Genomic DNA, 13,121 nt, shown 5'->3' with positions numbered 1-13,121 from the left:
CCGCCGCTTCGGTGGCACGACGGCGGCTGCGCGTCGGACGCGGTGCGGGTGCTGTGCGTCGGACGCGGTGCGCTGGTGGTGGCCGGTGGCGCGCGGTCAGCTGTGCGAGGGCCGCGCCGGGTCGCGCGCGGGCTCCACCATCAGATCCGGCCGGCCGATGCGCCGCGCCGCCTCGTTCACCAGCCGCTGGGTGGCGGTCAGGGAGCGGACGGAGAGCAGTCGACCCCGACTCTCCCGACGCAGCACGAAGTAGTGCACGGCGACCCGCACCTGTGCCCTGTCGGCGGCGCTGGCCTGTGCGGTGACGACGACCAACTCCCGCAGGCAGCTGGCGAGCCGTTCGGCCAACTCGAGGTCGGGGCCGCGCAGCCCGGCACGCAGAGCGACGACCCGACTGTCGACCTTGCGGATCAGAACGTCGGTGCCGGATCCTGGGCCCCGCTGCTCGACGGCCATCCGACCTCCTCCCCGCTCATCACGCCGCGGGTGAAGTTACTTTATGTTGCCTGTCACAAGCAAGCAGTTAAGTAAGACTTAACGGATTAAGCGCTCAAACAGCGATGAGCCTTTTAATAACCCCCTAATCTCCTCAGTTTGCCCCCGGTGCCGGTCCGCGGATGTCGGTGCCTCGGTGCAGGATGGGCTGGTGGACTCCAGCGCAGCACCGACGGGCGACTCGACGCTCCCCCGTTTCGGTGCGGCGACCCGGGAATGGTTCAGCGCCGCCTTCGAGGCGCCGACGGCCGCCCAGGCGGGTGCCTGGACGGCGGTCGCCGCGGGCCGCAACGCTCTGGTCGTGGCGCCGACCGGGTCCGGCAAGACCCTCGCCGCGTTCCTCTGGTCGCTCGACCGGCTGGCCCGCGAGCCCGCCCCGGCCGATCCCCGACACCGGTGCCGGGTGCTCTACGTCAGCCCGCTCAAGGCGCTCGCGGTCGACGTCGAACGCAATCTCCGCACCCCGCTGGCGGGCATCCGGCAGGCCGCCAGCCGGCTCGGGCTACCCCCGCCGGAGATCACCGTCGGGATGCGTACCGGCGACACCCCGGCCGACGAACGCCGGGCCTTCGCCCGTACCCCACCGGACATCCTCATCACCACCCCGGAGTCGCTGTTCCTGCTGCTGACCTCGGCGGCACGCGACTCGCTGCGCGGCGTCGAGACGGTGATCGTGGACGAGGTGCACGCGGTGGCCGGCACCAAACGCGGCGCGCACCTGGCGCTGTCCCTGGAGCGGCTCGACGAGCTGTTGCCGGCGGCGGCGCAGCGGATCGGGCTCTCCGCGACGGTCCGACCGGTCGACGAGTGTGCCCGGTTCCTCGGCGGTGCCCGCCCGGTCGAGGTCGTCGCCCCGATCAGCGCCAAGACGATCGAGGTCAGCGTCCAGGTGCCGGTGGAGGACATGACCCACCTCGACGAGGCACCGGCCCCCGGGGACGAGCTGGGCGGTCCGCGCACCGCGTCGATCTGGCCCGCTCTGGAGGAGCGCGTCTACGCCCTGATCCAGGCCCACCGTTCGACAATCGTCTTCACCAACTCCCGCCGCAGCGCCGAGCGACTCTGTGCCCGGCTCAACGAACTCGCCGCCGAGCAGCCGGTGGGCGAGTCGCCGACGGCACCGACCGGCGCCCACCGCACCCCGGCGCTGATGATGGCTCAGGCCGGTGCGGTGACCGGCGCCCCGCCGGTGATCGCCCGGGCGCATCACGGCAGCGTCTCCCGAGAGGAACGCCGGCACATCGAGGAGTCCCTCAAGGCGGGTCAGTTGCCCGCCGTGGTCGCCACCTCCAGCCTCGAACTCGGCATCGACATGGGCTCGGTCGACCTGGTGGTGCAGATCGAGGCACCGCCGAGCGTCGCCGCCGGTCTGCAGCGGGTCGGCCGGGCCGGGCACCAGGTCGGCGCGGTGTCGCGCGGCGTGGTGCTGCCCAAGCACCGGGGCGACCTGCTCTCCTGTGCGGTGGTCGCCGAGCGGATGAGCGCGGCCACCATCGAGGAGCTGCACCATCCCCGCAATCCGTTGGACGTGCTCGCCCAGCAGATCGTCGCGATGGTCGCGCTGGACCAGTGGCGGGTCGGGGACCTGGCCGCGGTGGTGCGCCGGGCGGCACCCTTCGCCGAGCTGCCCGACTCGGCCCTGCACGCCGTGCTCGACATGCTCTCCGGGCGCTACCCGTCGACCGCCTTCGCGGAGTTGCGTCCCCGGCTGGTCTGGGATCGCGCCACCGACGTGCTGACCGGTCGGCCGGGCGCGCAGCGACTCGCGGTGACCAGCGGCGGCACCATTCCCGACCGAGGGCTGTTCGGCGTCTTCCTGGCCGGCGCGCAACGCGCCGCCCGGGTCGGCGAGCTGGACGAGGAGATGGTCTACGAGTCCCGGGTCGGCGACGTCTTCCTGCTCGGCTCCTCCTCCTGGCGGATCGAGGAGATCACTCCGGACCGGGTGCTGGTCTCCCCCGCGCCCGGGCAGGCGGCCAAGATGCCGTTCTGGAAGGGCGACCAGCCGGGCCGCCCGGTGGAGCTGGGCCGGGCGATCGGGGCCCGGATCCGGACCCTGCTGCGTCACGGCGACGAGCAGGCCACGGCGGCGCTGCGGGCCACCGGGTTGGACGACTGGGCCGCCGGCAACCTGCTGGCGTACCTGCGCGAACAGCAGGCCGCGACCCGCGCGTTGCCGGACGACCGGACGGTGGTGGTCGAGCGGTTCCGCGACGAGCTGGGCGACTGGCGGCTGGCCGTGCACAGCGTCCTCGGCGCCCGGGTGAACGCACCGTGGGCGCTGGCCGTCGCCCGTCGACTCGGCGAACGCTACGGCCTGGACGCCCAGGTCCTGCCCTCCGACGACGGCATCGTCGTACGCCTGCCGGACACCGCCGACAGCCCACCCGGCGCCGACGTGGTGGCCTTCGATCCCGACGAGATCGCGCAGTTGGTGGAGGAGTCGGTCGGCACCTCGGCGCTGTTCGCCGCCCGGTTCCGGGAGTGCGCGGCGCGAGCGCTGCTGCTGCCCCGCCGGGACCCCCGCCGCCGGCAGCCGCTGTGGCAGCAGCGGCAACGCGCCGCGCAACTGCTCGACGTCGCCCGCGAGTACGCCGACTTCCCGGTCACCCTGGAGGCGGCCCGGGAATGCCTCCAGGACGTCTTCGACGTGCCCGCTCTGGTCCAGGTGATGCGCGACCTCGCCGGCCGCCGGGTACGCCTGGTCGAGGTGGAGACGCCCCGACCGTCGCCGTTCGCCCGCTCCCTGCTCTTCGGGTACGTCGGCGCCTTCCTCTACGAGGGCGACGCCCCACTCGCCGAGCGCCGGGCCGCGGCCCTGGCCCTGGATTCGGCCCTGCTCGGTGAGCTGCTCGGCCGGGTCGACCTGCGCGAGTTGCTCGACCCGGCGGTGCTCACCGAATCCGAGCGGCAACTGCGCTGGTTGACCCCACAGCGCCGACCCCGCGACGCGGAGGACGTGGTCGAGTTGCTGCGCCAGCTCGGCGACCTGAGCGCCGAGGAGTTGGCCGAGCGTGGCGTGCCGGTGGCGTGGCTGACCGATCTGGCGGCCGACCGCCGGGTGCTGCGGGTCCGCATCGCCGGGCAGGACCGCTGGGTGGTGGTGGAGGACGCCGGTCGGCTGCGGGACGCGCTCGGGGTGGCGCTGCCGGTGGGAGTGGCGCAGGCGTACCTCGAACCGGTGGCCGACCCACTCGGCGACCTGGTCGCCCGGTACGCCCGCACCCACGGTCCGTTCCCGGCGGCCAGTTGCGCGGCCCGGTTCGGCCTGGGGGTCTTCGTGGTGGAGCAGGCACTGCGTCGACTGGCCGCCACCGGGCGGGTGGTCTCCGGCGAGTTCACCCCCGACAGCGTCGGCACCCAGTGGTGCGACGCGGAGGTGCTGCGTCTGCTGCGCCGCCGGTCCCTCGCGGCGCTGCGTCGGGAGATCGAGCCGGTGCCGCCCCGCGCGCTCGCCACCTTCCTGCCCCGGTGGCAACAGGTCGGCTCGTCGGCCCGGGGCGTGGAGGCGGTGGCCGCCGTCGTGGAGCAGTTGCAGGGCGTGTCGGTGCCGGCGTCGGCGCTGGAGCGGCTGGTGCTGCCGGTTCGGGTGGCCGACTACTCTCCCGCGTTGCTCGACGAGCTGTGCGCCAGCGGCGAGGTGCTGTGGGCCGGTGCCGGTGCGATCGCCGGCGGGGACGGCTGGGTCACGTTGGCCTACGCCGACGTCGCGCCGCTGCTGCTGCCCCCGCCGGACGACGCACTGGCGCGTACTCCCCTGCACGACGCGGTGCTCGACGCCCTCGGCGACGGTCAGGCATTGTTCTTCCGGGCGCTGTCCGACCGGGTCGGTGCCACCGACGACGCCGAGTTGACCACGGTCGTCTGGGATCTGGTCTGGGCCGGGCACCTCACCAACGACACCCTGGCGCCGCTGCGGACGGTGCTCGGCGGTGGCGGCGCGCACCGGGCCCGACCGGCGGCAACACGCGGCCGCTACCGACGCCCGGGGCGGGTGGCGCTGCCCAGCCGGGGCGGTCCACCGACGGTGGCCGGTCGGTGGTCCCGGTTGCCGGAACGCGACGTCGACCCGACGCGGCGGGCCGCCGCCCTGGCCGACGTGCTGCTGGAACGACACGGCGTGCTCACCCGGGGGGCGGTCGTGGCCGAGCAGGTGTCCGGTGGCTTCGCCGCGGTCTACCCGGTGCTGGCCGCGCTGGAGGAACGCGGTGCCGCCCGACGTGGCTACTTCGTCGACGGGCTCGGCGCGGCACAGTTCGCCGTGCCCGGCGCGGTGGACCGGATCCGCGCCCTGGCCGAGCCGCTGGACGCCACGCCGGCCCGGGGTGGCCCGGCCGTGGTGCTGGCCGCCACCGACCCGGCCAACCCGTACGGTGCGGCGTTGCCCTGGCCGGAACGGGTGGTCGACTCCGGCGACGCGGCGGCACCGGCCACCGGCCACCGGGCCGGCCGCAAGGCCGGTGCCCTGGTGGTGCTGGTCGCCGGTGACCTGGTGCTCTACGTGGAGCGGGGCGGGCGGACCATCCTCTCCTTCACCGACGACGCCGACGCCCTGACCGGTGCCGGAAAGGCCCTGGCCGACGCCGTCGGTTCCGGCGCGTTGGGACCGATCTCGGTGGAACGGGCCGACGGCGAGGCGGTACGCACCTCCGCGCTGCACGACGCGCTCACCGCCGCCGGTTTCCGGGCCACCCCGCGCGGCCTGCGCCTGCGCGCCTGATCCCACCGGCGGCGGGGTCGCCCCGCGCTCAGCGCAGGTCGGCGAGGACCTTCTCGTAGCGCGGTCGCTCGGCCTTCGGCGTCGACGCCTTCAGGTAGTTCAGCACCACCGTGCCCTTGCGGTACGAGACGCCGTCCCACAGTTCGGCCATGTCGGTGGCGCTGCCCTCGTCCGGGAACACGTACACCGCGATGCCGTCGGTGACGACCAGTTCGGAGCAGCCCAGCCCGAGCCCGTCCGGCCCGCACTCGTCCGAGCGGTCCCGCGAGTTGGCGACCTTGAGCCCGGCGGCCCGGAACGCCGCGATGACCTCCCGGGCGCTGGGCGCGTCCGCCTGGCGGGGCGGCAGCTCGATCGGCGGCGGGCTCAGCGGCAGCTTCGGCGAACTGCTCTCGGTGCTCGCCTCGTCCGACGGCGCGCCAGTGGACTCGGGTCCGGCGGCGGCGGTGGCGGTGGCTTCCGGGCTGGGCGGCGGCGGCGCGGTGCTGTCGGCCGACGTTACCGTCGGGGCGGCCGTGGACGGCCGATCCGGGTCATCACCGCAGGCGGTGAGCGCAACGGTGGCCGAGAGCAGGACGACGGCGGGCAGAATCTTCCGGTAAGTCACTCCTGGCAGTCTGCCGAACCCTCCGGTTCCCGGGCAGTGGCCGGTCGGTCAGTGCGCCTGTCGCCTATCCGCTATGGCGGGCGCTGCCCGGCCGGATGGCGGGCGCTGCCTGCGGGGGCCGGTCGCCGCACGTACGATCCGATGCCGTGACCAGTCGTACGCGCACCACCGGGTCGGCCGAGGTCGTCTCGCTGACCACCGACTACGGTCTGGCCGACGGTTTCGTGGCGGCCTGTCACGGGGTGATCGCCCGGCTCGCGCCGACGGTCCGGGTGATCGACGTGACCCATCTGGTGCCACCGGGAGACGTCCGGCGGGGTGCGGCGGTGCTCGCGCAGACCGTGCCGCACCTGCCGGTCGGGGTGCACGTGGCGGTGGTCGACCCGGGTGTGGGCACGGCCCGCCGGGGCATCGCGCTGGCCACGCCCGAGGGCCTGCTGGTCGGGCCGGACAACGGTCTGCTGCTCGACGCCGCCGCCGCGCTCGGCGGGGTGACCGGAGCGGTGGAGTTGACCAACCCACGGTGGCAGGCGGATCGGGTCTCGGCGACCTTCCACGGTCGGGACGTCTTCGCCCCGGTCGCGGCCCGGTTGGCGGCGGGTGGCGCGCCGGCCGACGCAGGCCGGGCCGTCGATCCGTCGACGCTTATCCGGCTGCCCGACCCGGTGGTCGAGGTGCTACCGGACGGCTTCACCGCCGAGGTGCTGACGGTGGACCACTTCGGCAACGTGCAACTGGCCGCTGCGGCCGAGTTGCTGTTGCCGCTGCCGGACCGGGTCCGGATCCGCCGCGTGGGCGAGGAGGGCTGGGAGCGTACGGCGGTGCACGGTCGTACCTTCGGCGACGCCCCGACCGGCGCCCTGGTGGCGCACGCCGACTCGGCCGGCCGGGTCGCCTTGTCGGTCAACGGCGGCCGGGCCGCCGAGCTGCTCGCCGTCACTGCCGGTACGCTGCTGCGGATCGATCGACTCGCCGGCTGTTGACCGGCCCGCTGCCACACGCACGAAACGTCCACTGTGGAAGGCTGTCGGAGTGGAAGAACGCTGGGTGCCTGCCGCCTGTCCCTGCTGCGCCTCCCGCACCGGCGGCGGCACCTGTCCGGTCTGTTTCTGGACCGACGACGGGCAGGCCGACGCCGACGCCGACGTGGTACGCGGCGGGCCGAACGGCGACCTGAGCCTGACCATGGCCCGGCTCAACTTCGCCGTCTACGGTGCCTGCCACCCCCGCTACCAGGATGCGGTACGCCCCCCGCGGCCCGAGGAACTGCCCTGACCACAGGGCGAGCCGTAGCGGCGCCCAGCGGGTGCGAGGCGGGCCGGTGCTGCCTGACACCGGCCCGCCTCGACGCACCGGTTCAGCAGCGCGGCACCGTCCCGCCCCAGACCGTCGAGATGTACGCGTGGCTGACGAACTGCCCGCTGGCCAGCCGGTTCCACCGGTTGGTGGTGCGGTACGGGCCGGTCACGCTCTGCCCGGTCACGTAGCACTGGATCGGCACGTTGGCGTACTGGGCGGCCAGGCCGCGCGTCGCGTAGCTTGTGCCGGGGCCGCTGCGGATGTTCAGCGGTCCGTCACCGACCACACCCCGAGATCCGGTACCGGTCCACAGGTACGCCACGTCGACCCAGGCGTTCGTGGTCAGTTGCAGCCCGTCCCAGAAGGTGCCGTCGGCCAGGTCGATGCCGGCCGGGTTGAGCACCACCCGACCGAACTGGTCCCGTCCCCCGTTGTAGCCGGACTGGTAGGCGGCCTGCGCCTCCGGCCGACCCTGCGGCAGGTCCTTCCAGTTCTCCCGGACCGCGCTGGGGTTCCAGTAGTCGTCGCGGGTGTTCCACGGACCGACGTCCCAGACCGGGGCGTACTCGCATCGGCTGCCGGTGGTGGTGCAGACCCGGACGGTGTAGTCGCCGCTGTTGCGGGGTGACAGACCGCGCCGCGACGGCAGGGCCACGAAGTGGTCACGGGCCACCACGACGTGCCCGTTCGCGGTCGTGTTGCCGACCAGGCCGATCCGGGTCGCGTACACCCGGTAGGTGAGGCCCGGGGTGGCGGCGGTGACGGCGACCCGGTCGGCGGTGAGCCGGACGGCGCGGACCTCGGCGGTCGCGCCGGACCGGCTCGCGCTGAGCACCACCCGGGCCTGCACCTGGCGGACCGGGCTGTCGAAGACGGCGGCCGGGACGGCGTCGCGCCATTCGGTCCAGCCGTGGGCCCGCCAGCCCCGGACCTGGACCGTCGCGGCGGCGCCGGGCCGGGTGGTGACGGTGACCTCGGCGCGGACCCGGGTCGCCGGTGCGGCGAGGGTACGCGCGGAGGTCACCAGCATGCCCTCGGCGACGGCGCTACGCCGTGCCGGGGCGGCGGGTGGGCGGGCGTCGGCCAGTCGCAGACCGGCCCGGGTGTGCCGCACGTTTACGTCGTCTGTGTCGACGACCGACAGATCGGCCTGCCACCGGTCGGTACGGGCGGCGGACGCGGATGCGGGGTGCAGGGCCACCGTGAGCACGGCGGCCATGGCGAGCGAGAGGACGGGGATGCGGAGATAATTCATGGGCAATCCTCCAGATATTTCCCCAATCCTGCCTAGGTACGCAGATCAACGAGAAGTGCGATACAGATAGCGATACACGCGAATTGCGCTCGGTCGGGGGATAATGCCGGGATGCCCGAGGGTGACACCGTGTGGAACACCGCCCGCGTCCTGGCTCGCGCGCTCACCGGGGCCCGGCTGACCGGCAGTGATTTCCGGGTGCCCCAACTGGCCACCACGGACCTCACCGGGTGGCGGGTGACCGACTGCGCCAGCCGAGGCAAGCACCTGCTGATCCGGCTGGACGAGCCGACCGGCGCAGCACACTGGACGCTGCATTCGCATCTGCGCATGGACGGCACCTGGCGGGTGTACGCCCCGGGAGAACGCTGGAGCGCCCGCCCGGCCCACCTGATCCGGGTGGTGCTGTCCACCGCGACCTCGACCGCCGTCGGCTACCACCTGCACGAGGTGGCGCTGGTGCCGACCGCCGAGGAGCATCGGCTCGTCGGGCACCTCGGCCCCGACCTGCTGGGGACGGACTGGGACCCGCAGGAGGCGGTCCGCCGGCTGGCCGACCGACCGGCCGAGAGCATCGCCGAGGCACTGCTGGACCAGCGCAACCTGGCCGGGGTCGGCAACCTCTACAAGTGTGAGCTGCTGTTCCTGCGCGGGATCAACCCGCGCACCCGCGTCGCCGACGTGCCCGACCTCGCCGGCCTGATCACCCTGGCGCACGACCTGCTCGCCGCCAATCGGGGACGGTGGACGCAGAGCACCACCGGGTCGCTGCGTCGCGGCCAGACCAGTTACGTGTACGGGCGACGGGCCCAGCCGTGCCGGCGGTGCGGCACCGCGATCCGCAAGGAGGAACTGGGTGAGCGGGTCACCTACTGGTGTCCCCGCTGCCAGCCCGCCCCGACCTGACCTGGTCGGACCGGCCGTTGTCGGGGTGGCGGGCGACAACACGCCGGATGAGCAGCAAATTGACACGATTGGGTACTTCCTTAACCGGCAGGTCACGTCGCATGCTGCGGTTGAGCGCTCACGGATAGTCAACGCAGCGCGATGTGGCCGACCACGTCGGGGTGGTGGCCGCCGCGCCCCGATCACCGGGAGAGCCATGGCCGTGTTCCGTAGACTCCGGTCGACCTGGCTCGACCGTGCCACCCGCAGTGACCAAAGCTCGTCCCCGACCGTCCCCAGTGCTCGCACCGGCCCGGCGGCGGTCACCGACGTCACGGCCGTACCCGAAGCGGCCGGCACCCCCGCACCGGCGAGCCTGGACCCGGCGGCGGCACCACGCTGCTTCGGCCCGGTGCCGAACCACGCCTACAGCCCCCTGCCGGTCCTCGACTCCACCGGCGCGGTGGTGACCGGCACCGGCATCCGCAAGTTCGTCGACCCACTGCCCGGCCTCGGCGCGTTGGGGCGTACCCCCCTCGGGGCGGAGCTGCCCGTCGCGGTGCCGGACACCATCAGTCACCCCGGCTGCGACTACTACGAGATCGGGCTGACCGAGTACACCCAACGGCTGCACCAGGACCTGCCGGCGACCCGGCTGCGCGGCTACCGACAGCTGAATCTGGGCACCGACAGCGACGGTCACAACACCGTCGCCCCGCCGTCGCGTGCCTGGCACCTCGGCCCGGTCGTCCTGGCCCGCCGGGGCCGACCGGTGCGGATCAAGTTCATCAATCAGCTGCCGGCCGGCCCGGCCGGTGAACTCTTCCTGCCGGTGGATCCGACCGTGCCCGCAGCGGGCGAGGGTCCGCTCGGCGGCCCGGCGCCGTACCCGCAGAACCGGGCGGTACTGCACCTGGCCGGGGCGCACACCGGTTGGATCAGCGCCGGCAACCCGTACCAGTGGATCACGCCCGCCGGTGAGATCACTCCCTACCCGACAGGCGTCGGCCTGACTCCGGTGCCCGACATGCCGCCGCCGGGGCCGGGTGCCACCACGCTCTACTACCCGAACGAGCAGAGTGCCCGGCTGCTGTGGTTCCACGACAACACCGTCGGACTGTCCCGGCTGACCATCTATTCCGGACAGATAGCGCTGTTCCTGCTCACCGACGAGGCGGAGGATCGGCTGGTCGCCGACGGGGTGCTGCCCGACGAGCAGTTGCCCCTCGTCTTCGAGGACAAGACCTTCGTACCGGACGACGCCCAGCTCGCCGCGCAGGACCCGACCTGGGACCGGCACCGCTGGGGAGCCCGGGGCAGCCTCTGGCACCCGCACGTCTACCAACCCCGACAGAACCCGTACCAACCCGACGGCCGCAACCCGACCGGCCGCTGGGACTACGGCCCGTGGTCCCGCACAGTGCCGGCTGCCGGGTCGGACGCGGCGGCGGTGCCCAACCCGCGCCACGACCCCGTCACCGAGCCGGACGAGCCGCCGGAGATGCCCGGCGTGCCGCATCCCAGCGCGGTGCCCGGCACGTACGGCGACACCGTGCTGGTCAACGGCGCCGCCTACCCGTACCTGGAGGTCGAACCCCGGGTGTACCGGTGGCGGATCCTCAACGCCTGCACCGACCGCTGGCTCAACCTCCAGCTGTACCGGGCCGGCTCGGACGAGCCGATGTGGACGCCCGAGGGTCAGCTCGCCGACGCCGACGCCGGTGAGGTGCCGATGGTCGACGCGGTACGGGCACCGGGGCGTCCGGCGGGCTGGCCCACCGACGGTCGACCCGGCGGGGTCCCCGACCCGGACGCCGGCGGACCCGAGCTGATCCGGATCGGCAACGAGTGCGGCCTGTTGCCGGCCCCCGTGGTGATCCCCAACCGGCCGGTCGGGTTCCGCTACGACCGACGGGATCCGGCCGTGCTCAACGTCGACGGGCACGCGCTGCTGCTCGCCCCCGGTGAGCGGGCCGACGTGCTTGTGGACTTCGCCACCGTCGCCCCGGGCAGCACGCTGATCCTCTACAACGACTGCCCCGCGCCGTTTCCCGCCTTCGACCCCCGCTACGACCACCACACCGGCGCGCCCGACCGTACCGCCGAGGGTGGCGCGCCGCCGTCCGTCGCCGGCTACGGCCCGAACACCCGGACCCTGCTGCAGATCCGGGTGGCGGGCACCCCGGCCACGCCGTACGACCTCAACCGGTTGCGCGAGCGGCTACCCACCGCGTACGCGGCCAGCCAACACCCCCCGATCGTGCCCGACCCGGCGTACGACCCCTGCTACGGCACCGTCACTGCCGGCGCGACCCGCATCCCCGTGCACGCCACCAGGGTCGATTTCACCCCCGCCGGTGCCGCCGCACCGGCTGCCCTGCCGCTGACGGTCAAGGCGGTCCGGCAGGTCTTCGAGCCCGAGCACGGCCGCCTCACCGGGCGGCTCGGGGTGGCGCATCCGCACGCCGGGCCACGCACCGAGACCGTCCTGCCGCTCGGGCCGACCGACCCCGCCACCGAGGTGCTGCACGTCAGCGACCCGGCCGTGCCGGTCGGCGCGCCGGGCGACGGCACCCAACTGTGGCGGGTACGCGGCACCGGCCGCCAGAGCCACCCGGTGCGTTTCGACGGGCTGGACGTGCAGGTGGTCGGCCGGGTCGGGCGCGACGGCGCGATCCGCCCCCCGTATCCAGGAGAGCTGGGCTGGAAACAGATCGTCCGGGTCGACCCCGGCGAGGACGTGATCCTGGCGCTGCGCCCGGAGGCACCGCCCCTGCCGTTCAAGATCGGTGACAGCGTACGGCTGCTCGATCCGACCCGGCCGGTCGGTGAGCCGGTCGGGTCCACCCCGGTCAGTCCGCTGGACGGGCGACCGGCCTCGGTGGTCAACCAGTTGGTCAACCTGGGCTGGGAGTACCGCTGGTGCAGTGGCGCGGGCGGGCACCGCGACCAGGGCATGAGCCGCCCTCTCGTGGTACGCGTGTCACCCCGGGCACCCAGCGGGCTGACCGCCACCGCCGCGCCCGGCTCGGCGACCGCCCTACCGGCGATCAACCTGACCTGGACCGGCAACGGCAGCCGCCCACCGGCCACCAGCCATCTGCTGCAACGCGCCACCGACGCGACGTTCACCAGCGGGCTGACCGAGCTGACCGTGGCGGCCACCGCGACCCGGTACACCGACGCCACAGTCACCCCCGGCGTGACCTACCACTACCGGATCCGGGCCGAGAACGCGGTCGGCTGCTCGGCCTGGTCGAACAGCATCCCGGCCTCGGTGCAGCTCACCGCGCCGACGAAGCTGTCCGCGGCGATCCCACCGGCCGCGCCGCTGCGCGTCGCGCTGCGCTGGGCCAACCGGTCCTTCGCCACCGGCATCGACGTGCAGCGGGCCACCAACCCGACCTTCACCAGCGGGCCGGGCACCACCGCCATCGGCGTCGGCGACCATCACCTCGACCCGGCGGTCGCCCCCGACACCACCTACTACTACCGGGTACGCACCACCTACCTGGGTGCCGCCTCACCCTGGTCGACGGTGGCCACGGTGACCACCCCACCGGCGCCGGGGGTACCGACCTCGGTGAGCGTGGCCACCAGCACACCCGGCCCGGACACGGCGACGGTGATGTTGAGCTGGGCGGCGAGCACCCCCGCCAGCCAGGGCGCGGGCTTCACCGTGGAACGGGCCCTCGACGTCGCCTTCACCCGCGACCTGGCCACCTTCACCGTCACCGGCCGAGGCTTCACCAACACCGGCCTGGCCCGAGGAGTCACCTACCACTACCGAATCCGCTCGTTCAACGTCGTCGGCACCTCTCCCTTCACCCCGCCCCTCCCCATCACCACCCCCGAATAAC

Annotated in this window: 8 protein-coding genes; 5 read left to right on the top strand and 3 right to left on the bottom strand. The window is 73.6% G+C overall.

Features of this window, described 5'->3' with window-relative positions; genetic code table 11:
- Positions 1-96: 96 nt before the first annotated feature.
- Entirely contained in the window at positions 97-456 is a 360-nt protein-coding gene (locus VAB18032_RS07625; protein WP_013732216.1) for a hypothetical protein, read from the bottom strand.
- 175 nt (positions 457-631) lie between these two features.
- Between VAB18032_RS07625 and VAB18032_RS07620 the strand changes: the two genes are divergently transcribed.
- A complete protein-coding gene (locus VAB18032_RS07620; protein ID WP_013732215.1) occupies positions 632-5,215 on the top strand; it encodes an ATP-dependent helicase in 4,584 nt (1,527 codons plus the stop codon).
- A gap of 28 nt (positions 5,216-5,243) precedes the next feature.
- Here VAB18032_RS07620 and VAB18032_RS07615 read toward each other — a convergent pair whose 3' ends face one another.
- On the bottom strand, positions 5,244-5,822 hold the full coding sequence (locus VAB18032_RS07615; protein ID WP_013732214.1) for a hypothetical protein: 579 nt from the start codon (positions 5,820-5,822) through the stop codon (positions 5,244-5,246).
- A 146-nt stretch (positions 5,823-5,968) separates the two neighbouring features.
- Here VAB18032_RS07615 and VAB18032_RS07610 point away from each other — a divergent pair, with 146 nt between their 5' ends.
- Together VAB18032_RS07610 and VAB18032_RS07605 are read left to right on the top strand one after the other, a co-directional pair.
- Positions 5,969-6,805 carry an SAM hydrolase/SAM-dependent halogenase family protein gene (locus tag VAB18032_RS07610; protein ID WP_013732213.1) on the top strand — a complete coding sequence of 279 codons (837 nt, stop codon included), beginning with the start codon at positions 5,969-5,971 and terminating at the stop codon, positions 6,803-6,805.
- 64 nt (positions 6,806-6,869) lie between these two features.
- Positions 6,870-7,097, top strand: coding sequence for a CPCC family cysteine-rich protein (locus VAB18032_RS07605; RefSeq protein WP_232510704.1), 228 nt, complete (start codon positions 6,870-6,872; stop codon positions 7,095-7,097).
- Positions 7,098-7,179: 82 nt separating this feature from the next.
- Here VAB18032_RS07605 and VAB18032_RS32760 read toward each other — a convergent pair whose 3' ends face one another.
- Positions 7,180-8,376: a hypothetical protein gene (locus VAB18032_RS32760; protein WP_013732211.1), complete on the bottom strand. Its 1,197-nt coding sequence runs from the start codon at positions 8,374-8,376 to the stop codon at positions 7,180-7,182.
- Positions 8,377-8,487: 111 nt separating this feature from the next.
- On the opposite strand from VAB18032_RS32760, the gene VAB18032_RS07595 reads away from it, so the two are divergent.
- Together VAB18032_RS07595 and VAB18032_RS07590 are read left to right on the top strand one after the other, a co-directional pair.
- Complete coding sequence (locus tag VAB18032_RS07595; RefSeq protein WP_013732210.1) at positions 8,488-9,282, top strand: DNA-formamidopyrimidine glycosylase family protein; 795 nt, start codon at positions 8,488-8,490, stop codon at positions 9,280-9,282.
- 196 nt (positions 9,283-9,478) lie between these two features.
- The gene (locus VAB18032_RS07590) at positions 9,479-13,120 is read left to right on the top strand and encodes a hypothetical protein (protein ID WP_013732209.1); all 3,642 of its coding nucleotides are present in this window, start codon (positions 9,479-9,481) and stop codon (positions 13,118-13,120) included.
- The last annotated feature ends 1 nt before the right edge of the window (position 13,121 follow it).

It is taken from the genome of Micromonospora maris AB-18-032, assembly GCF_000204155.1.
Taxonomy (GTDB): domain Bacteria; phylum Actinomycetota; class Actinomycetes; order Mycobacteriales; family Micromonosporaceae; genus Micromonospora; species Micromonospora gifhornensis.
Note: the sequence above shows the minus strand (reverse complement) of the source record. Positions and strands in the feature narration are given on the sequence as shown.

Coding starts and splice junctions, on each gene's coding strand:
- VAB18032_RS07625 (WP_013732216.1), bottom strand. CDS start 456: ATGGCCGTCGAGCAGCGGGGCCCAGGATCCGGCACCGACGTTCTGATC.
- VAB18032_RS07590 (WP_013732209.1), top strand. CDS start 9,479: ATGGCCGTGTTCCGTAGACTCCGGTCGACCTGGCTCGACCGTGCCACC.
- VAB18032_RS32760 (WP_013732211.1), bottom strand. CDS start 8,376: ATGAATTATCTCCGCATCCCCGTCCTCTCGCTCGCCATGGCCGCCGTG.
- VAB18032_RS07595 (WP_013732210.1), top strand. CDS start 8,488: ATGCCCGAGGGTGACACCGTGTGGAACACCGCCCGCGTCCTGGCTCGC.